Origin of the sequence: Qipengyuania aurantiaca (genome assembly GCF_019711375.1) — a bacterium.
Taxonomy (GTDB): Bacteria; Pseudomonadota; Alphaproteobacteria; order Sphingomonadales; family Sphingomonadaceae; genus Qipengyuania; species Qipengyuania aurantiaca.
Genome location: NZ_CP081295.1, coordinates 1,243,189 through 1,265,562, shown reverse-complemented (window position 1 = coordinate 1,265,562; position 22,374 = coordinate 1,243,189). Strand labels below are relative to the sequence as shown.

General features: G+C 63.4%; 21 protein-coding genes and 1 tRNA gene. 12 read left to right on the top strand and 10 right to left on the bottom strand.

Features of this window, described 5'->3' with window-relative positions:
* Positions 1-7: 7 nt before the first annotated feature.
* Positions 8-3,031, bottom strand: coding sequence for an autotransporter outer membrane beta-barrel domain-containing protein (locus K3148_RS06215; RefSeq protein WP_221426434.1), 3,024 nt, complete (start codon positions 3,029-3,031; stop codon positions 8-10).
* Between the two features lie 89 nt (positions 3,032-3,120).
* Entirely contained in the window at positions 3,121-4,764 is a 1,644-nt protein-coding gene (locus K3148_RS06210; RefSeq protein WP_221426433.1) for a bifunctional helix-turn-helix transcriptional regulator/alpha/beta hydrolase, read from the bottom strand.
* 276 nt (positions 4,765-5,040) lie between these two features.
* On the opposite strand from K3148_RS06210, the gene K3148_RS06205 reads away from it, so the two are divergent.
* The 5 genes from K3148_RS06205 to K3148_RS06185 all read left to right on the top strand — a co-directional run bounded on the left by K3148_RS06205 (position 5,041) and on the right by K3148_RS06185 (position 9,410).
* On the top strand, positions 5,041-6,678 hold the full coding sequence (locus K3148_RS06205; protein ID WP_221426432.1) for a bifunctional helix-turn-helix transcriptional regulator/alpha/beta hydrolase: 1,638 nt from the start codon (positions 5,041-5,043) through the stop codon (positions 6,676-6,678).
* A 453-nt stretch (positions 6,679-7,131) separates the two neighbouring features.
* Positions 7,132-7,401: a DUF3489 domain-containing protein gene (locus tag K3148_RS06200; RefSeq protein ID WP_221426431.1), complete on the top strand. Its 270-nt coding sequence runs from the start codon at positions 7,132-7,134 to the stop codon at positions 7,399-7,401.
* A complete protein-coding gene (locus K3148_RS06195) occupies positions 7,401-7,823 on the top strand; it encodes a DUF2924 domain-containing protein (RefSeq protein WP_221426430.1) in 423 nt (140 codons plus the stop codon). The genes K3148_RS06200 and K3148_RS06195 overlap by 1 nt, the downstream gene beginning before the upstream one ends.
* Positions 7,820-8,878 (top strand): recombinase family protein, encoded by a 1,059-nt coding sequence (locus K3148_RS06190; RefSeq protein WP_221426429.1) that lies wholly within the window; start codon positions 7,820-7,822, stop codon positions 8,876-8,878. The genes K3148_RS06195 and K3148_RS06190 overlap by 4 nt, the downstream gene beginning before the upstream one ends.
* Positions 8,868-9,410, top strand: coding sequence for a hypothetical protein (locus tag K3148_RS06185; RefSeq protein WP_221426428.1), 543 nt, complete (start codon positions 8,868-8,870; stop codon positions 9,408-9,410). The genes K3148_RS06190 and K3148_RS06185 overlap by 11 nt, the downstream gene beginning before the upstream one ends.
* A 240-nt stretch (positions 9,411-9,650) precedes the next feature.
* Here the strand turns inward: K3148_RS06185 and K3148_RS06180 are convergent.
* Together K3148_RS06180 and K3148_RS06175 are read right to left on the bottom strand one after the other, a co-directional pair.
* A tRNA-Leu gene (locus K3148_RS06180) sits at positions 9,651-9,737 on the bottom strand.
* A gap of 116 nt (positions 9,738-9,853) precedes the next feature.
* Positions 9,854-10,819 (bottom strand): zinc-ribbon domain-containing protein, encoded by a 966-nt coding sequence (locus K3148_RS06175; RefSeq protein ID WP_221426427.1) that lies wholly within the window; start codon positions 10,817-10,819, stop codon positions 9,854-9,856.
* Positions 10,820-10,978: 159 nt separating this feature from the next.
* On the opposite strand from K3148_RS06175, the gene ftsE reads away from it, so the two are divergent.
* The 4 genes from ftsE to K3148_RS06155 are packed head-to-tail and all read left to right on the top strand — an operon-like array spanning position 10,979 to position 13,908.
* Positions 10,979-11,713 (top strand): cell division ATP-binding protein FtsE, encoded by a 735-nt coding sequence (ftsE, locus tag K3148_RS06170; protein WP_221426426.1) that lies wholly within the window; start codon positions 10,979-10,981, stop codon positions 11,711-11,713.
* Complete coding sequence (locus tag K3148_RS06165) at positions 11,710-12,642, top strand: cell division protein FtsX (protein WP_221426425.1); 933 nt, start codon at positions 11,710-11,712, stop codon at positions 12,640-12,642. Before ftsE ends, K3148_RS06165 begins: the two co-directional genes overlap by 4 nt.
* Positions 12,639-13,244 carry a YdcF family protein gene (locus K3148_RS06160; protein ID WP_221426424.1) on the top strand — a complete coding sequence of 202 codons (606 nt, stop codon included), beginning with the start codon at positions 12,639-12,641 and terminating at the stop codon, positions 13,242-13,244. The genes K3148_RS06165 and K3148_RS06160 overlap by 4 nt, the downstream gene beginning before the upstream one ends.
* Positions 13,228-13,908 (top strand): lysophospholipid acyltransferase family protein, encoded by a 681-nt coding sequence (locus K3148_RS06155; RefSeq protein WP_221426423.1) that lies wholly within the window; start codon positions 13,228-13,230, stop codon positions 13,906-13,908. The genes K3148_RS06160 and K3148_RS06155 overlap by 17 nt, the downstream gene beginning before the upstream one ends.
* Here the strand turns inward: K3148_RS06155 and hisC are convergent.
* Positions 13,905-15,002, bottom strand: a complete 1,098-nt coding sequence (gene hisC / locus K3148_RS06150) for a histidinol-phosphate transaminase (protein ID WP_221426422.1) — start codon at positions 15,000-15,002, stop codon at positions 13,905-13,907. The genes K3148_RS06155 and hisC overlap by 4 nt on opposite strands.
* Positions 15,003-15,071: 69 nt before the next feature.
* Between hisC and metX the strand changes: the two genes are divergently transcribed.
* The gene (metX, locus tag K3148_RS06145; RefSeq protein ID WP_221426421.1) at positions 15,072-16,160 is read left to right on the top strand and encodes a homoserine O-acetyltransferase MetX; all 1,089 of its coding nucleotides are present in this window, start codon (positions 15,072-15,074) and stop codon (positions 16,158-16,160) included.
* Positions 16,157-16,744, top strand: a complete 588-nt coding sequence (metW, locus tag K3148_RS06140; protein WP_221426420.1) for a methionine biosynthesis protein MetW — start codon at positions 16,157-16,159, stop codon at positions 16,742-16,744. The genes metX and metW overlap by 4 nt, the downstream gene beginning before the upstream one ends.
* A 3-nt stretch (positions 16,745-16,747) precedes the next feature.
* Here metW and K3148_RS06135 read toward each other — a convergent pair whose 3' ends face one another.
* Positions 16,748-17,353 carry a DUF4126 domain-containing protein gene (locus K3148_RS06135; RefSeq protein WP_221426419.1) on the bottom strand — a complete coding sequence of 202 codons (606 nt, stop codon included), beginning with the start codon at positions 17,351-17,353 and terminating at the stop codon, positions 16,748-16,750.
* A gap of 50 nt (positions 17,354-17,403) precedes the next feature.
* A complete protein-coding gene (locus K3148_RS06130; protein ID WP_221426418.1) occupies positions 17,404-18,390 on the bottom strand; it encodes an alpha/beta hydrolase in 987 nt (328 codons plus the stop codon).
* A gap of 193 nt (positions 18,391-18,583) precedes the next feature.
* Here K3148_RS06130 and K3148_RS06125 point away from each other — a divergent pair, with 193 nt between their 5' ends.
* Entirely contained in the window at positions 18,584-19,345 is a 762-nt protein-coding gene (locus K3148_RS06125) for a GIN domain-containing protein (protein WP_221426417.1), read from the top strand.
* A 9-nt stretch (positions 19,346-19,354) separates the two neighbouring features.
* Here the strand turns inward: K3148_RS06125 and K3148_RS06120 are convergent, their stop codons facing one another.
* From K3148_RS06120 to K3148_RS06110, 3 genes are all read right to left on the bottom strand, one after another.
* Entirely contained in the window at positions 19,355-20,305 is a 951-nt protein-coding gene (locus K3148_RS06120; RefSeq protein WP_221426416.1) for a DUF5996 family protein, read from the bottom strand.
* Positions 20,306-20,322: 17 nt separating this feature from the next.
* Positions 20,323-21,504, bottom strand: coding sequence for an acetyl-CoA C-acyltransferase (locus tag K3148_RS06115; protein ID WP_221426415.1), 1,182 nt, complete (start codon positions 21,502-21,504; stop codon positions 20,323-20,325).
* A 201-nt stretch (positions 21,505-21,705) separates the two neighbouring features.
* Positions 21,706-22,155, bottom strand: a complete 450-nt coding sequence (locus K3148_RS06110; protein ID WP_221426414.1) for a MaoC family dehydratase — start codon at positions 22,153-22,155, stop codon at positions 21,706-21,708.
* Between the last annotated feature and the right edge of the window lie 219 nt (positions 22,156-22,374).

Here is a 22,374-nt window from a genome sequence, read left to right as displayed (position 1 = left end):
AGAGAATTCAGAAGCTGAAGCCGACAGTCACGCTCGCACCCAAGGCTTTGTAATCGTCTTCGCCGATTCCGTCGTAAAAGCCCGAGAGGCCGAAACGCACATCGTCGGGTGAACGGACATCGATGCCGACCGCGGTCTTCCCGCGCAGGCCGTTGTCGACCGGCGAGAACGCGTTGGCGCCGAAGGTCAGCACGCCTTCCATCTTCGCATAGGGCGCCGTTGTCCAGCCGTCGGCGCTCTCGGAAAGATAGTCGATCCGTGGGCTGAAGGCGACTTCGCCCTGGTCGACGTTGAAGTCGTCGATTCGTACGCCAAGGGTATCGGTGTATCCGTTCACGCCCTCGCGGAGGTAACGCACGCTGGCTTCGGGCCACAGGGTAAAGCCCTCGCCCAGTGCGACATCACCAGAGGCCGAAAGCGTCGCGAACAGACGGGTAGTATCGAAGTCGCTCACGAAGGTACCAAGGGGCGAGACCGAGTTCGACGACTTGCCGTAGGCCACCCGCGCATCGACGTAGAACTGCTCGTCGAAGCGGGCGGTCAGGTAGGGGCCGGCCATCCAGCCGCTGCCCTGGGCCTCGCCTGCGCCAAGGGTGTCGTCATCATTGTCGAAATCGTCGATCTGGAAAAGCGCGCCGACGAGAAGGTTCTCGCTGACGACATAGTCCGCGCCAATGAAGCCCGCCTTGAAGGTGCCCTTGTTCCGACCCAGCGTAACGTCCGCCACCTGGCCTTCGAACCAGATGTCGAACTTGCCTTCAGCCGCGCCGCCCATGCCGAGCGTGTTGCGGGTCATGGCAAGGCTGCCGCGCACGACCGCCTTGTCGCCGTCGATACCGACCTGCATCGGCAGCTTGTCGCCACCCGGAACCGGCATTCCGCCAACCGTCGCCTGGCCTCCTTGCGGTGCGCTACCACGCAGGCGATCGATACGGCGCTGGCGCGAAGGTTCGGCACCCATCAGCAGCGCGTTACGCCCGCCGAGGAACTCGCCGATGGCCTGGGTCGCGGCGCTGCGCGTATCGCTCAGCTCCACCGTGCAGACGAGGTCTTCGCTCGGCGAAAGCTCGATGCCGATGCTGGAGTTGGCGAGCGAGACAGCGCTGTCGGTGTCGTTGCAGTCAAGCGCGGTGAGAGCGTAGCCCTGCGCCCTGAGATCATCGACCGAGAAGCTGTAGCTGCCCGCCGTAACCTGCGAGACGCTTGCGCTGCCCTGTCCGCCGCTCGTGGTGATGGTGGAGGCGAGGCCCGGTACGGTGGTGGTGTAGGCCACCGTCGTGTCGTCGCCCACAACGCGCTGGACGATGGTGATGGTACCCTGCGCCCGTATGGCGATGCGGACGGTGTCGGCGGGAGAGTCGGCGAAGCCATCGTTGACGACGAGCCGGAAGACGAGGTCTTCAGTACCGGCCACCAACGGTGCGGTGAAGCTGGGCGTGGCGGTGTTGGAGCCGGTAAGCGTCACCGGAGTTCCGGACACCTGCGTCCAGCTGTAAGTGAGCGGGTCGCCATCGGCATCGCTCGAGCCGCTGCCATCGAGTTGCACGGCGGTGCCGCTGTCGAGTGGCCCTTGGTTGGCGCCTGCATCGGCAATGGGAACATCATTGGCAGGAATGATGAATTCAACCGTGTCGATGTTGCTGGGACTGACGCCGACGACCGGAAGCGCGGCCTGCTTGTCGCGTTTGCCATTTGCCAGGCGCGTAAGCGATTCTTGCACTTCAAGCTGGAACACCAGGCGCTGGTCTTGGGCAGTGCGTGCCGGAGCCACGAAGCTCGCTGTAGCGGAATTTGGCGAATTGATGGTGACATTGGTCCCTGAGACCTGTGTCCAGGTGTAGCTGATTGCATCACCTTCAGGATCGCTCGACCCTGTACCATCGAGCGTCACGGTCTGCCCGGCGGTTATGGTGCCGCCAGTTCCTGCGTCGGCGATCGGGGCAAGATTGGTTGCGGCAGCAATGCGGATGGTAACCTGGTCGATCTGCACGACCGAGTTTGGCGGATTAGCCACGCCATCGCTGACCGTCAGATTGAACACGAGGACCTGTTCGGCACCCGTAGCTGCCGGTGCGGTGAAGGTCGGCATTGCCGAGGCCGGGTCGCTCAGTGTCACGTTCGGACCTGAAGATTGCGACCAGCTATAGGTCAGCTGGTCGTTGTTCGGGTCGCTCGAGCTGGAGGCGTCCAGCGTGACCGTATCTCCGCCCTGGACGGTCTGGTCGGCTCCGGCATCGGGCTGCGGTGCAGCGTTCGACAGCACGGTATAATTGACCTGGTCGGTGGAGCTTGCGCCCGAGGGGTCGGTGACGGTTACCTCGAAAGTGAGCGTCTGCGTGCTGCGTTGGGCAGGGGGCGTGGTGAAGGTGGGCGAATCCGTATCGGGATTGTTGAGAACGACCGGGGTTCCGTTGGTCTGCGTCCACGAGAAGGTCAGCGTGTCGCCATCCGGGTCGCTGGAGTTTGCCGCACTCAGGCCGGCAAGGCGGCCGCCTCGGCCGGCTGCGTCGGGGCCGGCATTTGCAATCGGTGCTTGGTTCATTTGGCCCGGAATGGCATTTGCAGCTGTCGCGCATTCTCCGCCTGCTGCGCGCATGGCAGCCGGATCGATAGGTGTTTGCGCGATGGTAATATACTGCGTGCCGCCCAGGGCCGTCACGTTGTCTATGACCGAGTAATAGATCGGCGCGGTACGGGCATCAGCGGCGGTGGCTCCGCGGATGTTGGCTGCGTAGGACCGCACCGCAGAACTACCAACCAAGATGACATCGGTTGTTCCGATATCCAATCGCGCATCGACCAGGCCGTCGGTGATACGCACCTGGAATTCGTCGGTGTTGTTTGGATTGTCAGAATCCTCGCCAGTGATTGTGAACGTCGCCTCGATCTGACAAAGGCCGCCGACGTCGGTATACACCAGGTTTGTCGGCGTGGTGCTGGTTGCGGCCTGCGCGCTGCCGGCCATGGCGATGGCAACTGCGGAGGCCGACCCGAGGGCGAGGCTACGTTTGGTAAGCTTGGTAATATTCATGTTGAGACCCCTGGTTGAAAAGGTCCCGGGCGATTGCCAGCCGATCGCAGACACAGGCATATCCCAGATGGGACAGTGAAGCGGTTTTCTCAGTCCCTGCTTAAGATTTCGGCAAGCTTTTGCGGGGCGTCGATCAGGAAGAAGCTGCCGGCGTCGTCGAGAAATTGCGGTTCGGAAAGGCGAAGTCGCCGCGCGATCGCCTCGACGAGAGGCGGCCCCATATTCGCATCCTCACTTCCATAGAACAAGGTAAGCGGAACCTCTCTCGATACCAGCAGCGACGACCAGTCGCTCGCCCATGATTGCATGGTGTCGATTGCCCCGTCGATGGAATTGGCAAGGGCATAGCTGGCCGACCGGCGCATGACGCTGAGTACTTCCGGGTGACGCACCGCGGCCAGTTCGCGATCGTGACCCTCGTAGAAATTTTCCACGAAGCGGGCGAGGTTTCCCTTGCCGACCGAAGCCAGCATGCCGCGCTGGTACATGCGCGCAAAAGCGGGCGAGGCGCGAACCGCCCTGATCGACAGGCGATGGCTTATCGGGATGAGCGCCATCTCCGCTTCGTTGCCGATCGGCAGGAAGGCACCGAAGCCGAAGGCGCGGGAGAAGCGCTGCGGAGCGTAGTGCAGGGCCGCCGCCATATACGGCGCTCCGGCTTGCGTTGCGAAGCAGGTGGCCTGATCGATCCCGAGATGGGTCAGCCACTCTGCGATGTCGCGCGCGAAACCCTCCATGCCGTCGAGCCCGAAGCCGCTTCCCGTGGTCTCGCCGTGGAACGGGCGCCATGGAGCAAGGATGCGAACCCCCTGCTGGCGAAAGGCACGCTCCGCCGAGTTCGGAAGCAGAGCGCCTTCGAGCGGATGGAAAAACACGACAGGCTTTCCGGACGGATCGCCAAGCTCCTCCCACGCCAGTGACCCGTTGCGCGTAGGCATGACGTTCGAACACACGTGCTGCGCTTGGGCTGTCCCTCCGGCGTTGCTTTCCAGCGTCCCGACAAATCCCGCGTATAGGAGCAGCACTTCTTCTTTCGAGCGAACGGCCAGCTTGCGCTGGAGCACTTTCATCTGGTTGCGAACCGTCCCGAGGGACCTCTTGCGGCCGTCGGCAAAGCTGCGCAAGGTCCCGCCGCGCACGAGATGGCGCAGCATCATGGTCTCGACATCGGAAAGGCCAAGCGCGTCCTGGAACGCGACGCCGTGCGCATTGTCCCATTGCATACGCAGCGCGAAAAATCGGATCTGGTCTGGCCTGCCATCCTCCGCGATGCGGCGCACCACGAACCAGCTGCCGTCCTCGTCATCCTCGCGGCAATGAAGCCGGACGAGCCCGGGCTGGTCATCGCGCGGTATGCGGTCTCGTTCGGACGAACCGCGCGCGACATTGTCTAGCGCCCAGTCGGGCAGCAATTCTTCGACCACAAAGCGGGTTTGGTCGAGCAGGGCGCAGTCGACATGGAGAACCCGGAAGGCGCTATCGATGGCCAGATCGCAATCGAAATCCGTCCCCGGTCGCGTGTCGAGAGAAGCGAGATCTTCCGCGCTCAGCGGATACATCTGGTCGATAATGTCGGCCGCGTTGGCGAGATGCGTGTCGAGCGCGCGCGTAGGCTCGCGCGGAGCCCTGCCGAGTGTACCGAGCAGATCGATAACGCTGTCAGGCCGCGCAATGGCGGAATAGGTTTGCGCGACGATATCCTCGATACCCGCCGAGTGTGTTGTGTCGGTCATGTGAGCGTTGCGATCCGCTGGACTGAGTGTCTGCGCGAAAGGCTAGCGGGAGCGAGTGTATGGCCGGAATATCCCATCTGGGACATGGGGGCGGATTTTTCCGGCGTTAAAAGAAAGCGGCAACAGGTAATCCGATTGGGCGGGACGAAGTTGCGACCCGTCACGATGCCTGCCATCGTGGGTCCCGCCGGGGCCACCCGCGAAGTGTCGGGTGGCCCCATTTTTTTGACAAGCGAAGCACCGCGACAGGGATCGCCAGCCAGGGTTGCGAAGACTATGGATCAGCCAAGCGAACGAAGCCGCCTGATCGCTGCTATCTATGCGGTTGCGCACGATCCAGCGCGGCTTCTGCTCCTGCGCCCGTCGCTGGCGCTGCTCGCCGACAAGGGTGTGCTCGACGATCCTTCCGCGGACCTCGCATTTCATTTCGAGCAAGCCGACCGCCTGCTTGCCGAGAGCGGAGCGGCAGGCGCCGACGCGAAGCAAGACGCGGCGGCGAAGGATATCCACCTGGACGGACGACTGGCCCTGCAGGTGCCCAGTTCCGCCTTGCCAAATGTGAGGGTGGGCGAATTTCTCCCCACCAACATCTGGCCAGCCGACCGCGCCGTTCAGGACCGCGAACTCGTGAAGGCGGTGAGCGCGGGCCTGCAGGACCAGGGCATTGTCAGCCTTTTGCTGGATGGAGACGAGCAGCGGCCGATCCCGCATCTCGTCCTTCCGACACCCGGGCTCTCGGGGACCGCCACCTTGCGGCCAATACCCCTGCGGTGGGATCGCGACAGCGCCGCGCGCTTCGCCGACGATTTTGCACTGACAGGCGCCGAGGAAGCGATCTTGCGCGAAGTTCTGGAGCGTGGGAGCCTGCGTTTGCTGGCTGAAGAGCGGGGCACTTCGCTTGGCACGGTGCGCAACCAGCTAAAGCGCCTTCTCGCCAAGCTCTCCCTCGGCTCGCAGGGCGAATTGATTGCTCTCTATGGTGGTTATCGAGAGGTGCACAAGGTGCGTCCGGAAGGCCTCGCGAAAGCCGATAGCGCATCCTCGCAGGACGGCTACCTCCTTGGCGGAATCGATGTGCGGGTCGAATTTTACGGCCCGGTGGCGGGTCGGCCCGTCCTTTATTTTCATCCGCTGTTCGGCGGACCTTTCTTGCCGAAGGAGACCGGGGAGGCGTTCTCTTCCGCTGGCTTGCGGATCATCGCGCCTTGGCGCCCCTATTGTGGCCGTACTGCCGATGAAGGCAGCGGTGTGGCAATGGCGCGAGAATTTGCCCGTCGCTGCGCGCAACTGCTCGACATATTGGGAATAAAAGAAGTCGCCGTGCTCGCGGCCTCGGGAGGCACGGCTTTTGCTTTGGCCTTTGCGCAGTCCTATCCGGAGGTTTGCAGCAGGGTCCTAATTGCCGGACCTGCGGTTCCCATCGCAACCGACGAAGACCTTGCCCAACTTGGGCTCGGCCATCGGTTGCCGCTGCAGTTGGCGCGCCGACTGCCTGCCGCAATGCGACTTTATGTGCGCGCGGTCGTAGCCAAGATCCGAAAAGGTCTTGATACCAACTATCTCGACACATTCTTTCAAGATTCGCCGCCTGATCGTGTTTTTGCCGCCAGGCCCGAAATCCGCGAATTCCTCCGCGATGCAATGCTCGAAATTTTTCGGTACGGGTTTCAGGCTGCGACAGAGGAGCTCGAGATCTATGCCATCGACTGGAGCGAGCTAGCCCAGAATGTAGAAGCGCCTGTCACTATACTGCGCGGGACCGATGACAGGTTGGCAAACAAGAAGCTTGTAGACGGCTTTGCCGCAAGGCAAGGGTTCCACGTCGCGACGCCCGTATCGGATGCAGCCAGTTTCCTGATTTTCCAAGCCAGAACAATGGTCGCGTTGGAACTGAGTGTCGAGAGTAAGAATTGAGGGCTAAGGCGAGCGATCCTGTATTTCGTCTCAAGCTAAAAACCGCCTTCGTTTGAAGGCGGTCAGCTTGAGGCTCATTGATAGACGGGGGAAACTAGACGTAGTGCGGTCGGCGTGCCGATTGCGCTAAGCTTCGGCCCGCGTATTCTCGCGCCGTTCGCAGTATTTCGCAGCGATATCAGCGTTCAATCAACTGAGTGTGGGATACCGCTCAGGATCCGGTTCAAAAGACAGCTTTTGGGGTGTCACTTGTTATCCGCAAATGACCGATATGGGGACGCAAAGCCGACATTTGCGCGTCAACCAGAAACCATTCGACTTCCCCCGCAAACGAAGCATGGGTGTTGTCAGTGAAGCACGGCGTTTGAGCGTCGCTGCTCCGACGCTGGCTGCGATCGGGGCAATGGGTGGTGGGAGCAGCATGGTGCTGCTTTCCGCAATGGAGAACCACTCATGACGACGACTGCAAACAAGAAAACCGCTGCTAAAAGGCCGATGGCCACAAAGGCCACGAAAGCCTCGGCCGTCAAGGAACTGCTCGAGCGTGAGGATGGCGCGGACCTTGAAGCCATTTGCAAGGCGACAGGATGGCAGAGCCATAGCTGCCGCGCCTTCATGACCGGATTGCGCAAGAAGGGCCGAGAGGTCGTTCGCTACAAGAACGATAAGGGCACCAGCATCTACAAGTTGACGCCCGTCGAAGCCGAGGAGAAGCAAGGCTGATGGGCAGCGTCAAACAGTTACAGCTGGCCGATCTACCTGGGCTTCCAGCGGGACAACTCAAGGGAGAGTGGGCGCGCCGCATGGGCGCGCCTGCTCCTAACCTGTCGCCTGACCTGCTGCGCCTTGGTCTCGGCTATGAGCTGCAGAAACAGCGGCTTGGAGGACTGAGCCGCGAGTCGCAGAGGTTGCTGCGCCAGAACGCGAATGCAAGTTCGCGAAAACCGGAAGCCACCACCTTTGTACCACGTAACCTAACGCCCGGCACTCAGCTAGTTCGTGACTGGCACGGCGAGGGTCACACGGTGACGGTTCTGGGAAATGGGTTCGAGCATAGCGGCAAAACCTACCGGTCGCTTTCGGCGGTCGCCAAGGCCATCACCGGGTCTCATTTGAACGGCCCGCGCTTCTTCGGGCTGACATGAAAACGCTGCGCTGCGCCGTCTACACCCGCAAGTCGACTGAGGATGGCCTGGAGCAGGAGTTCAACAGCCTCCACGCCCAGCGCGAGGCCTGCGAAGCATACATCCTTAGCCAGCGACACGAAGGCTGGTTGTTGGTCGAGCGCCACTATGACGACGGCGGGTACTCCGGCGGCAATATGGAGCGACCGGGCCTTAAGGCATTGATGGAAGATATCGAGGCAGACCTTGTTGATGTTATCGTGGTCTACAAGGTCGATCGCCTCACCCGGTCGCTTGCTGACTTTGCCAAGATCGTCGAGCGGCTTGATGCGAAGGAGGCAAGCTTCGTATCGGTCATCCAAGCGTTCAACACCACCAACAGCATGAGTCGACTGACGCTTAACGTCCTGCTCTCGTTCGCCCAGTTCGAGCGCGAGGTAACCGGCGAGCGCATCCGCGACAAAATTGCGGCTTCCAAGAAAAAGGGCCTGTGGATGGGAGGCCCGGTTCCGCTGGGCTATGAGGTAGTCGAACGCAAGCTGGTTCCGGTTCCGGAGGAAGCCGAGCGAGTCCGCAACATCATGCGCCGCAACATCGCTTCGAGCTCCGCGAAAGAGTTGATCGCTCAGCTTGAGGCTGAGGGTATTCGAACCAAGATACAGGGTCGGACGAGCGGACCGCACAGGGGCGGCATTCCGTTCAAGCGCGGAAGCCTGTCCCACCTGCTCAAGAACCCGATCTATCGGGGCAAGATCGTACACAAGGGTAAAGCCTATGATGGCGAGCATGAGGCCATCGTCGACGAGGCGCTATGGGACGCGGTACAAGATCGGCTTAGGCAAAAGGCGCCTCCGCGCAAGCGTTCAACAAACGCCCCTCAAAAAGCGATGCTGCGTGATCTCCTGAGCGATTGCCAAGGTCGCCCGATGGTGCCGACATATGCGAGTAAGGGCAGCAGGCGCTATGCTTACTATGAGACCCGAAAAAATTTGGCCAAGCCAAGCGATGCTCCTGCGACACGGTGGTCCCAGGCCAAGCTTGAGAAGCATTCAGCACCTCGCCGTTTTGCTGAATGACGAACATGCGCTTCGCAGGCTGGCGGGGCTTTCAGATGCTGGGCGACTCAAAGCGATGCTCGAAGGTGCACAGCGTCTACGCAACGGCTCGCGGTGTAATATAGCCGAAGCCGATATAAGCGATCTTATCGCTTCTGTCCGATGCGGCGATGAGACGTTGGACTTGCAGCTCAATGCCAGGGCGCTCGACTTGAAAGCCAGCGAAGTGCTGAAATGGAGCATTCCGCTTCCCTCTCGCAAGCCATTCAGGGAAGCCAAGTTGCGGATCGATGAAGAGAGGGGCGGTCGCAAGCAAAACCAGCAACTCGTACAGGTCTTGGTCAATGCGATGGACGTGCAAGCCCTGGTGCTCGCATCATCGCGACTGAGCCTCAGCCAACTCGGCAAACGTGAAGGACGATGCCGCAAGCAGTTGACGAAACTTCTGCGACTATCGTGGCTCAGCCCGAGGATCGTCGAAGCCATCCTGAGCGGCGAGCAGCCACGGCATGTTACACGTGCGCGACTGTTGAACACGGATATGCCGCTCTGATGGGAAGAGCAGGAACGCCTTCTCGGGCTCGCGCGCTAATCGAGATCGTGCCGTTCAATCTCGGGTGAGGTCATGAAACCCGCGACAGAGAATGTTGCGGTTATTTCGCTTAGTCAGTCTCTCATCGCCCCAGTCTCTGACCTCAGGCGAAAAATCTCACTGTGAAAACCCCGCAGAACAGCGCCATTCTGGCTGCGGTCTCAGCTTGAAGACCCTGCTTGGATTCGCCCGGGGACTGTTTGGTGCGGTCGAGAAGACTCGAACTTCCACGGCCTTACGGCCACAACGACCTCAACGTTGCGCGTCTACCAGTTCCGCCACGACCGCACACAGTCTGCATCGGAAGCGAATCTCATGGGTGAGACCACCTGCTCCCGCCGGTAGGAGCGCGCCCCTAGCAACAGCTTTGCGAGGCGGCAAGCACCTATTTCACGAATTGCGAACTAGAGGGGCGCCCAGCCCACATCGGCATAGACCGCACCGCGTGGAACATCGGTGCGCGCCTCGTCGATGGTGACGGTTTCACCCGGCGCCAGCGTGGGCTGCGGGGGCGAGACGATCCAGCTGTAGATCTGGTCCTCGCGCTCGTTCAGCATGACGATCAGTACCGGCGGCAGGCGGCGCGGTTCGCGCGCGGTGTTGGTGACCTCGATCTTGGCGGTGAACATCCAGGTCTTGTTTTCCAGCTCGCGCCAGCGCTGCTCGTCGGGCGGGAAAGATAGGGTCAGGTCGGGCTGCGCCTCGCCGAAGAGCGGCTTTTCGACCGGCCACCAGTCGGGCGTGCCATAGCGCGACATGGCGAAGATCGCGCCCGCCGCGAGGAGGGCGAAGATCGCCGCGGCCCAGGTCCACAGCTTGAGAGTGTTGCGGCGCGGGCCGAAAGGCGGCGAGTGGTCGAAGCGCGAGACGAGGTCGTCTTCATGCACTTCCTCGTCCACCGGCCCGTCGAAATCGGGTTCGGCATTCTCATGGCGCCCCTCGCCGAAAGAGGGCGGCGGGGTCTCGTCGAAATCGGCGGCGCGTACGCGGCGCGGCGCCTGCGGTTCGGCCTCCGCCTCGGATTCCGACGAACGGAGGAAGGGGCGGCGGCGAGGGGTCGGCGCGTCTTCAACCGGCGCAGCTTCAGCCTCGGGCTCGGGTACAGGTTCCGGCTCGCGCTCTGCGACAGGCTCGCGCGCCTCGGGTTCCGGAGCGGGGGGAGGGGGCGGCGGTGGAGGCGGGGCCTGGCGCGGAGGCGGAGCGGTTTCAGGTGCCGCTGCATCCTCACTCGCCGTCACGGCCTCGGCGCTGGCGCCTTCCTGGAACCACGAGTGCTTGCACTTCGCACAGCGCACGGTCCGGCCATCGACGCCGATGGCGTTGTCGGGCACGACATAGCGGGTGCTGCAGGCCGGACAGGCAATAATCATGGTGAAGAAGGCTCTATAGGGAGCGGCGAATCGCGACAAGCCGCGTAGCTGTGCGCGAAAGCCCCAGAACACTTTTTTCCCCAGCGAAGGCCCGTTATAGGCTCCGAATTGTACAATGGCGGCAAAAATCCCCCTCCAGACCGGCCCGGAATTCTTCCGATGAGCGCGCGCGAAAGCGAAATCGTGCAGTTCGACAACGTCGGTTTGCGCTACGGCACCGAGCGCGAGGTGCTGTCGAATATTTCCTTCACCCTGTTTTCCAGCCGCTTCTATTTCCTCACCGGGGCGAGCGGCGCGGGCAAGACTTCGCTCCTGAAGCTGCTCTATCTCGCGCAGCGTCCCTCGCGCGGCGGCATTCGGATGTTCGGGCGCGATGTCATCACCCTGCCGCGCGACAAACTCCCGGCCTTCCGCCGCCGTATGGGCGTGGTGTTCCAGGATTTCCGCCTCGTCGACCATCTCTCGGCCTTCGACAACGTCGCGCTGCCCTTGCGAGTCTCCGGCGTGCGCGAGGCGGATTTGCGCGAACCGGTTGCCGACATGCTCGAATGGGTCGGCCTGGCCCACCGCGCCGAGGCGCGCCCCGCCACGCTGTCGGGCGGCGAACAGCAGCGCGTGGCCATCGCCCGCGCGGTGATCGGCCGTCCCGAAATCCTCATCGCCGACGAGCCGACCGGCAATGTCGATCCCGAAATGGCGGTGAAGTTGCTGCGCCTGTTCGAAGCGCTCAACCGCCTCGGCACGACCGTGGTGGTGGCCACCCACGATGTGCAATTGTTGCGCAAGGTGCCCGACAGCATGATCATGCGGCTGTCCAAGGGCACGCTGTCCGACCCCACCGGCGCGCTGCGCTATCCCCCGCGCCGCGAGAACGCGGTCGGAGCGCCTTCGTGAAGCGCCCTCCCGCCATCGACAAGGCGGTCGAGAGCGGCCTCACCCCGTTCCGTGGGCGGCGGGCTTCGGGCCTCTTGCCGCAAGCGCGCCTTGGCGGACCGATGCCTTGGGTCATCGCGATCATGGTTGCGCTTACGGTGGTTGCGGCAAGCGGGGCGCTCGCTTTGTCGAACATGGTGTCGACCGCGCGCGGCGATGTCGCCGGGCGCGCCACGGTGCAGGTGATCGAACCCGATCCGGCAAGCCGCGCGGCGCAGGTCAGGCGGATCGAGACCGTGCTGGCGCAGGACCCCGCCGTCGCCGGCTTCCGTGTCATCCCCGAGGCCGACATTGCCGAATTGCTCGAGCCCTGGCTGGGCACGGACGAAGAGATGGAAGCCGTGCCGCTGCCCGCGCTGATCGACCTCGAATTGCGGGGGCGCAGCGACCGGCAGGTTTACGAACGTCTCGAGGCCGCGTTGAAAGAGGTCGCACCGCAAGCGCGGATCGATGCGCAATCCGAATGGCTCGCCCCGGTCCTCTCCGCTTTGTCGGCCTTGAAATGGATGGCGCTGGCGCTGATCGCCATGCTCGGCTTCGTTGCCGCTGCCGCCGTCTGGCTCGCCGCACGCAACGCTTTGGGCGGCAATCGCGATACGATCGAGATCGTCCACCTCCTGGGCGGCAGCGACGACCAGATCGCGCGGATCTTCCAGCGCTCCATCCTGCTCGACGCGATTGCGGGCGGCACGCTGGGCCTCGTCGCCGGCGGGGCCGCCGTCCTGCTGCTGGGACGACAGTTTTCCGCGCTCCAGTCGGGAATGGTTGCAGGAGGGTCACTCTCCGCGCTGGATTGGATGGCGATTGCCCTCGTCCCGCTTTTCGCCATCGCAATTGCCGTCTACACGGCACGCATGACCGTGCTTTCATCCTTACGGAAAACGCTGTGATCCTGCGCCTGCTTGCCGCCATCTTCCTCGTCTACGCCTTTGGCTTCCTCGGCTTTGCGATGACCTTGCCGGCACCCGCTGCCAAGACCGAGACCGATGCCGTGATCGTGCTCACCGGCGGTCCGGGCCGGATCGCGCGCGGGCTGGAGGTCGTCGAGCAGAACATGGCGAAGGAAATGTTCGTCTCCGGCGTCGATCCCGAAGTGAAGCCGAACGAATTTGCCGAGCAGTTCGAAGTGTCCTCCCGCCTGATGGATTGCTGCGTGACGCTGGGCTACCTCGCGGTCGACACGCGCAGCAACGCTGGCGAAGTGGCGCAGTGGATGAAGGAGAAGGAATTCACCTCCGCCCGCCTCGTCACCACCAACTGGCACATGGCGCGCGCCTATTCCGAAGTGGCGGGCACGCTGCCGGCAGGGATCAGCATTGTGAAGGACGCGGTGGTTTCGCACCCCGACCTTGCGACGCTGTTCCTTGAATACAACAAGCTGCTCGCTTCCGAAGTCTCGCAGGGCCTGCCTGAAGGCGATGCGGGGGAAGAGGCCGCCCAAGAAGACACAAGCGAAGGGGAGCCGGACGCGAGCGATGCTCCTGCTTCGTAACCTCCTTTTCTACCCTCTCTTTTACCTCGGCAGCTTCCTCGTAACGGCGGCCTCGCTGGCGAGTGCGCCCTTCTCGCTGGCAGCGTTCCGGCGGCGGGTGAGGAACTGGGGCCAGTGGCAGCGCTGGTGCCTCAAGCACATCATCGGCGCCGAGGTGGTGATCGAGGGAACTCCGGCGGACAAGCCGGTGCTCTACGCCGTCAAGCACGAGAGCTTCTTCGAAGCGATCGACGCGCCCAATCTGCTCGAATGCCCTTCGGTCTTCGCCAAGCAGGAGCTGTTCGCGATCCCCGGCTGGGGCCGCGCGGCGCTGGCCTACGGCCTCATCCCCGTCGCCCGCGACAAGGGTGCGAAGATGCTGATGGGTATGATCCGCAGCGCGAAGAAAATGGTCGCCGACGGTCGCCCCCTGGTGATCTTCCCCGAGGGCACCCGGGTTCCCCATGGCGAGCGACGGCAGCTACAGGCGGGCTTTGCCGGCCTCTACAAGATGCTCGGCCTCGAAGTCGTGCCGGTCGCGGTCAGCAGCGGCAAGGTCTATCACCGCTGGCTGAAAAAGCCGGGGACCATCACCTATCGCTTTGGCGAACCGATCCCGCCGGGCCTCTCCCGCGAAGAGATCGAAGCGCGCGTGCTGGACGCGATCAACGCGCTGAACGCCTAGGCCGCTTCGGCAGCGTTTCGCAGGATTGCGGCAATCTCATCCATCTGAGCTGGCGTGCCGATAGTGATGCGCAGGCCATGCGGCAGGCCTTGACCCGGCAAATGGCGCACGGCGTATCCGCCTTCGGCCAGCGCAGCGAGCGCGGTCTCGGCCGTAAGCTTGCCTTCGAAGAGGACCAGCAGGAAGTTCGCCTTGCTCGGCACCCCTCGAAGGCCATGATTGCCCATTCCGGCAATAGTCTCCGAAAAGCGGGCGAGTTCGCGATTGTTCGCCTCGCGCGATTTGGCAACGAAGGACTGGTCGTCCAGCCCGGCGATAGCCGCCTTCTGGCCCGAATTGGTGACGTTGAAGGGCCCACGGATACGGTTGAGAGCGTCGATGAGATGCAGCGCGCCGGTCGCCCAGCCGATCCGCTCGCCCGCAAGCCCGTAAATCTTGGAGAAGGTGCGCGTGACCAGCACATTGTCATGCGCGGCGGCCAGCGCCATCCCGCCATCGTCCTCGCCCGCCTCGAGATATTCGCCATAGGCCTGGTCGACCACCAGCAGCACGTCCTTGGGCAGGCCCGCATGCAAACGTTCGATCTCGGCGCGGGGCAGGAAGGTGCCGGTTGGATTGTTAGGATTGGCAAGGAAGACAACGCGTGTCGCATCAGTCACCGCGCCCAGAAGCTGGTCAACGTCGGTCGCGTAATCGACATCGGGCGCTTCGACCGGCGTAGCCCCGCAGCGCCGCGCCGCGATCTCATAAACCACGAACGAAAAGCGGGCGTAGAGCACTTCGTCGCCCGGCCCCGCGAACGCCTGCGCGGCCAGATTGAGCAGTTCGTCCGAACCGGTGCCGCAGACGATCCGCGCCGGATCGATCCCGTGGACTTCGCCGATCTTGGCGCGCAGGGCGTTGGCGTCGGGATCGGGATAGCGGGCGGGCCCGGCGGGTTCCGCCAGCGCCGCCAGCGCCTTCTCGCTGCATCCCAGCGGGTTCTCATTGGCCGAAAGCTTGATCAGCTCGCGCCCGTCCGCGCCCTTGCTCTTGCCGGGGACATAGGCGTGGATCTTCTCGATCCAGGGTTTCATCTGCGGTCTATCTGTCATTGCGGCTTCGGCGCATGAAAGAAAATCCGCCCTTCGACAAGCCGCTTCGCTGCGGTTACAGGCGGTCTCATGGCCGGGGCATCCCAATCGCTGCGTTTGAACGATCCGCTGCCGCTCGACGGCGGCGGAGAGCTGGTGGACGCGTCCATCGCATACGAGACCTATGGCGCGCTGAATGAGGACCGGTCCAACGTGATCCTCCTGTGCCACGCGCTGACCGGCGACCAGTATGTCGCCAGCCCGCATCCCGTTACGGGCAAGCCCGGCTGGTGGGAACGCATGGTCGGCCCGGGCAAGCCGATCGACACCGACCGCTTCCACGTGATCTGCGCCAATGTCATCGGCAGCTGCATGGGCTCTACCGGCCCCGCGAGCGAAGCGAGCGACGGCAAGCCCTATGCGATGCGCTTTCCGGTCATCACCATTCGCGACATGGTCCGCGGCCTTGTCGCGTTGCTCGACGAACTCGGCATCGGCCAACTTCACGCCGTGGTGGGCGGATCGATGGGCGGCATGCAGGCGCTGAGCCTTGCGGCCAACTGGCCGGAGCGGGCCGCGCGGGTGCTCGTGATCGCCTCTACCAGCCGCCATTCGGCGCAGAACATCGCCTTTCACGAGTTGGGGCGGCAGGCGGTGATGGCCGATCCGCGGTGGAATGGCGGCGATTACTACGAGGGCGAAGCGCCCGACAGCGGCCTCGCGGTGGCGCGCATGGCGGCGCACATCACCTATCTCTCCGAAGAGGCGCTGACCGAGAAATTCGGGCGTAACCTTCAGGACCGGGACGCCAAGAGCTTCGGCTTCGACGCCGATTTTCAGGTGGAAAGCTATCTGCGTTACCAGGGCAGCGGCTTCACCCGCCGCTTCGATGCGAACAGCTATCTCTACATCACCCGCGCGATGGATTACTTCGACCTCGCCGACGAACATGGCGGCAAGCTGGCCGATGCCTTTGCGGGCACGGACGCGCGATTCTGCCTCGTCAGCTTCGATTCCGACTGGCTCTACCCGACCAGCGAAAGCCGCCATGTCGTCCGCGCGCTCAACGCGGCTGGGGCGGCGGTGAGTTTCGTCGAACTGTCCGCCCCGCACGGGCACGACAGCTTCCTCTTGGACGTGCCTGCGCTCGACCGGGTGGTGGAAGGCTTCCTCACATGAGCTTGCGGCCCGACCTCCTGGCGATTGCCGAGGCCATTGTGCCGCATTCGCGGGTGCTGGACATCGGCTGCGGCGATGGGGCGCTGCTTGCCCATCTGCGCGACGAAAAGCAGGTCGATGCGCGCGGGATGGAGATCGACGGCGCCTGCGTCGAACGCTGTGTCGCCCAGGGCCTTTCGGTCGTGCAGGGCGACGCCAATCGCGACCTTGCCGATTATCCCGACAAGGGCTTCGACTACACCGTGCTGAGCCAGACCTTGCAGACCGCCACGCGGCCCGACCAGATGCTCGACCAGCTCCTGCGTGTCGGGCGTCAAGCCTTCGTCTCCTTCCCGAACTTCGCGCATTGGCGCACCCGTTCGGCGCTCATGCTCGGGGGCCGGATGCCGGTCACCCGCGCCATTCCGGTGAGCTGGTACGAGACGCCGAATATCCACCATGTCACGGTGAAAGACTTTCGCGAGCTTGCGGAAGAGAAGAACGCCAGGGTCGAACGGGAGTGGTTCTTTTCGGGCGGCAAGCCGGTCACCCGCGGCACAAACTGGCGCGCGGAGTTTGCGGTCTTCCAGCTCAGCCGCGACTAGGCGCTAGGTCGGCGGCGGATCGGCGGATTTGCGCCGGAAGAGGCTGCGCACGATCTTTCGCGCCATCCAGATCAGCCAGACCACCAGCGCAAGAAGCACCAGCGCGATCCCGCCCGCAAGGTAGGGGTATTCATAGGCAAGATAGAGCAGCCCCACGGTGGCCACGTCCTCCACGGTCGAGACCGCCATATTGCTCACCGGTTCGGGGCTGGCGTTGACCACCCCGCGCGCACCCGCCTTTCCGGCATGGGCCGTCAGCGCTGCCCCGCCGCCGAGGAGGAAAGCCACGACCTGCGTCGCCGGGTCGGATGGATCGACGATGGCGAGCGCCAGCAGCGCCCCGCCCACAGGCCGCACGAAAGTGTGGATCGCGTCCCACGCGCTGTCGAGCCACATGACCTTGTCGGCAAAGAATTCGGCAATCGCCGCAAGCGCGGCCACGCCCATGACCCAGGGATTGGCCAGCGCGTCGAGGCTCTGCAAGTGCTCGGGCAGCGGGATCGCGTCCAGCCGCATGGCAAGGCCAGTCGCGAAGATGCTGAGATACAGCCGCCAGCCCGCAAGCAAGCTGACGCTTCCGGCAATACCGATGATTTCCATCACGCCCATCACGCGCTCTCCTCTTCATGCGCCAAACGCTGCAAGGAGACGGCCCGTTCCTATTCGGGACGTTGCGGCCAGGAGGAACCGATAGCCGCCGCTTCCTCGCGGAACAGGTATTTCAGCCCGTCCATGATGACGCGCGGCGCGACGGTATAGTGGTCCTCGCCGTCGTAGAAGCGGGTTTTCAGGGTCAGACCTTCATACCCGCGCAAGGTCAGTCGGTTGGCGAATTCAGCGGTGCCGGGGACAATCCCGGCGACAGCAGGAAACCACTCGTCGGCCTCCGCCCCGCCGACCCCGATGTAGAGATCGGTCGGGAGCGACTGGCCGCTTTCGGCAAAGGCCTCCTCGCGGTCGAGCACGGCTCCGCCATTGGCGCGCATGAACGGGCTGCCAAGGATCGCGCGGTCGAAGGCACCGGGACGCTCGAGCAGAGCATAGGCCGCGAACATACCGCCCGCCGAGTGGCCGTGGATCGTGTGACTTTCGCCGCAGCGCAGTTCCCCGCACAGCGCCGGGCGCAGCTGGTCGACGAGGAAGGCGAGGTATTTGTCGGCCAGCTGCGGCATTTCCGGCAGAGCGCCGACATCCTCGTCCCACACCTTGCCGTTGAGTCCGTCGGGCAGAAAGTTGCCGCCGACCGGGGGCGAGAAATCCATGTAGCGCCGCTGGACGCCGGCGAGGCCCTCCGTCTCGTCGCTGCCCACGCCGATCACGATGACTTCCGGCATGTCATTGCCCGAAACCAGCAGGTCGACCATCGCCACAACCGACCGTGTCATCAGCGCGTTGTCCATGACCCAGACGACCGGGTAGGTCGCCTCAGGCTGCGCATGATAGCTTGCCGGCAGGGCGATCGAGACGGTGTGCTCGTAAGGCATGTCATCCGCCTGGAACTGGCGCGGCTCAAGCCGCTCCATGCTGGCGCGCGCGCCTTCGATATAGGCGAGCTGGGGATTGGCCGCGGCAGGCGTGGCAAGGCCGGTTGCCGCGAGGGCAGCCACGGCAAGACCGGCATTCCGAAACAGGGTGAGAGGCGACATCAAGAACTCCTGCGATTCGCAATTTATTGATTTTCAATATTCGCCGCATCGCTTTTCGGCAAGTTGCAATATCGATTTTCGATATTACGCTCGGAAGCAGCTCGACCAACGACATTTGTAATCGGACCAGCGTTCTTGTCGCGCCGGACGCCACGGCGCTATTGATGACAAATGTAATTGAAGGGAGATGCCCATGATTGACCGTATGAAATTCCTCGGCCTCACCGCCTCCGCCGTGGCCCTGCTCGCCGTCTCCGCCCATGCCCAGACACGCACTGTCGAACGCACGTGGAGCTCCACCACCTATTCCAACGGCACGCCCATGATTACCGGTTCGGGTGTCGTCGTCGAAGAGCGCCGCGACATTCGCGCTTTCGACACGCTGGCGATCGATGGCGCGGTCAACGTCGTCGTCCGACAGGGCGCACCCTCACTCACGATCCGCGCCGAGGACAACATCATCGGCCTTGTCGAAACGAAGCGCCGCGATGGCGAGCTGACCTTCTCCACCAGCGGCAGCTTCCGCACGCGCAAGGGGATCACGGCCTTCCTCACCGTGCCGAGCCTCGAAAAGGTGCGTATCAACGCCAGCGGCGACGTGCGTTTCGATGGCTGGAACGCCGAGGCCATCGCGCTGGAGATCGGCGGGTCGGGCGATATCGAACTGGGCGGTTCGGTCCGCACTGTCCGCGCGCTGATCGGCGGGTCGGGCGATATCGACCTGGCACCGGCGCGCATGAGCTTTGTCGACGCCGATATCGAAGGGTCGGGAGCCATCCACATGGGGTCGGTCGCGCGGCTCGATGCCACGATCAACGGGTCTGGCACGATCAAGGCCGGCAATGTCGGAGAGCTCGATGCCGTGCTCAGCGGCTCAGGCGAAATCCTCTACCGTTCGGCCGACCGCATTGTGCGCGAGAGCCGCAACGGATCGGGACGCATCGCGCGCCACTGATCTGAAGACCTATTTCCTTTCGGCGGCCACGTCATAGGGCACGCCGAACCGGCCGCGCGGGATCTCTAGTGTCTCGCGCGGCCATTCGCCCTTGTCGGCGACCGCAGCGTAAGCGCTTTCGAGGAAGGCCATCAGCGTGGCTTCAGGATCATCGCTGGTTCTGACGGCATCGTAAGGCAGGACGAATTCGCCTAAGTCGGCCAGCCAATACGCCGCCTTCGGCTGCACTTCCGCATCCGCGAACCCATCGGGGGTAGGGTAACCATAGGCGTAGAACGCTGCCTCATCGACCCCGCCGCCGCCGAGCCAGAACCCGGCGCTGGCGACCTCGTGGCTATAGGCTTCGCGTGTCACCTCGTCCGGCAGGTTGGGAAAGCCGCCCGGATGGAGCGGCGCTTCGCGGCCCGAGAAACGGGTCACGGCAAGGTCGAAGCTGCCCCAGAAGAGGTGGCTGGGCGAGGACTTGCCGACGAAGCTGGTACGGAACGCTTCGAAGACACGGTTCACATCGGAAAAGGCGCGGTGGATGCGGGCGAGCGTCGCCACGTCCCATTCTCGTTCGCGGTCGTCGCGGGCAAAAGGCACGGCCTCCTCCACCTCGTTCGGCGCGCCGTCGATCGAGGTTTCGACCCCGGCGAGCGAGAGGAGTTCGGACAGCTGCTCGTGGAAATTTGCGACCGTCTGGCCCTCGACCTCGAAACCATCGGCAAAGCCGGTCGAGGTCTCGATGGCCACCTCGCTCGACAGGCAGTCGAAGATGATCTCCGCCTCGCCGCCGGGCATTTCGACCGGATAGCTGCGAAAGCCGCGTGGCACCACGCGCAGGGCGAGGTGCCAGCTATGGTTGCACCAGCGAATGCCGCGCGTGGGCAGCTTGCCAATGACCTGCAGATAGGCGTGAAGGCTTTCGATGACCGAGCGGTCGGCCTCGTAGTCGAGTTTGGGCCACCGCTCGGTCATCGTTTCACCTCGTTTGCTTAGAAGATTTCAAACAGCCCCGCTGCACCCATGCCGCCGCCGACGCACATGGTGACGACGCCGTACTTCGCCTTGCGGCGCTGGCCTTCACGCAGGATGTGGCCGACGCAGCGCGCGCCGGTCATGCCATAGGGGTGGCCGATCGAGATCGAGCCGCCGTTGACGTTGAGCTTGTCGTTGTCGATGCCCAGCTTGTCGCGGCAGTAGAGCACCTGCACCGCAAAGGCTTCGTTCAGTTCCCACAGGTCGATATCCTCGATCTTCATGTCGAAGCGTTCGAGCAGCTTGGGGATGGCGAAGATCGGGCCGATGCCCATTTCGTCGGGCTCCGTCCCGGCAACCGCCATGCCGATGTAACGGCCGAGCGGGTTGAGGCCACGCTTCTCGGCTTCCTTGGCTTCCATCACGATGACCGCGGCCGAACCGTCGGACAGCTGGCTGGCGTTACCTGCCGTGATCGATGTGCCCGGCCCCATGACCGGCTGGAGCGAGGCGAGGCCTTCGAGCGTGGTCGAGGGGCGGTTGCCCTCATCCTTGGCGATGGTCACGTCCTCGTCGGTGATCTCGCCCGTCTCCTTGTTCTGCACCTTGTGCTTGGTGCTGACCGAGACGATTTCGTCGTCGAAGATGCCCGCTTCCTGAGCGGCGGCGGTGCGCTGCTGGCTCTGGAGCGCGTATTCGTCCTGCGCTTCGCGGCTGATGCCATAGCGCTGGGCGACCGTCTCTGCAGTCTGCAGCATCGGCATGTAGATGGCGCCGTGCATCGCGATCAGCTCGGGATCGGGCATCACGCGCATTTCCTTGGTCTGCACGAGGCTGATCGATTCCTGGCCGCCCGCGCCGACGATCTGCATGCGGTCGGTGATGACCTGCTTGGCCGCCGTAGCGATCGTCATCAGGCCCGAGGAGCACTGGCGATCGATGGTCATGCCCGACACGCCGATCGGGCAACCGGCACGCAGCGCGACTTGGCGGGCAAGGTTGCCGGCCTGCGCACCCTGCTGGAGCGCGGCGCCCCAGAGCACGTCGTCAAGCTCGCCGGCGTCGATACCGGCACGCTCGATGGCGGGCTTCAGCGCATAGGAGCCGAGCGTCGCGCCGGGGGTGGAGTTGAAGGCGCCCTTATAGGCCTTGCCCATACCGGTACGGGCGGTGGAAACGATGACTGCGTCACGTGACATGATGAGGTGTCCTTGGCTGAGGGGTCTATGTATAAGCGCCGAATGAGAATTCTGCACTTGCTGATTCTGGCGGCTGCGATCTGCGCTCTTATTTACCTGGGTGCGCTCTACTTCGCAGACCCACGGTGTAAGTTCGATCGGAACCCGTTCGATTGCGATGACGACACCGTCGGTCCGATACGAGTAGAGATGAGAACTTGATCACACGAAATACATGGTCATCCATTCGCAGATCAGCGCGGGCTTGTCCTCGCCTTCGATCTCGATGGTGATCTCCATGGTCTGCTGCCACTGGCCGGGACGCTTTTCGGTCATTTCGAGCATCTTCCAGTGGCCGCGAATGCGCTTGCCCGAACGGACCGGGTTGATGAAGCGCGTCTTGTTGCCGCCGTAGTTCACGGCCATCTTGATTCCGTCGACCCGCGGGACGTCGCTGTTCGCGGTGAGGTAGGGGATCATCGAAAGCGTCAGGAAGCCGTGGGCGATGGTGCCGCCGAAGGGCGTCATCTTGGCCGCTTCCTCGTTCACATGGATGAACTGGTGGTCGCCGGTGGCTTCGGCGAACTGGTTGATGCGCTCCTGCGTCATCTCGACCCAATCGCTGGTGCCGACCTGTTCACCGACCTTGGCTGCTACGTCCTGGGGGCTCATTCATCGCTCTCCTTGGCATACGTGTAGGTTGCCGCGCGACTCTCGCCTGCGCGGTGTGCGGGGACCTCATGGCGCATGGATCAAAGGGGCGCAACTGCCCGAAATCTGCCGTTACGGCATTGCGGGACAAAGCGTTTCGCCAATTGCACAAGCTGCCGGGAACAGGCATCGTTAGATCAAAGTTAACCAAGCGAGCCTAGCGCGAAGGGCGAAGACAGG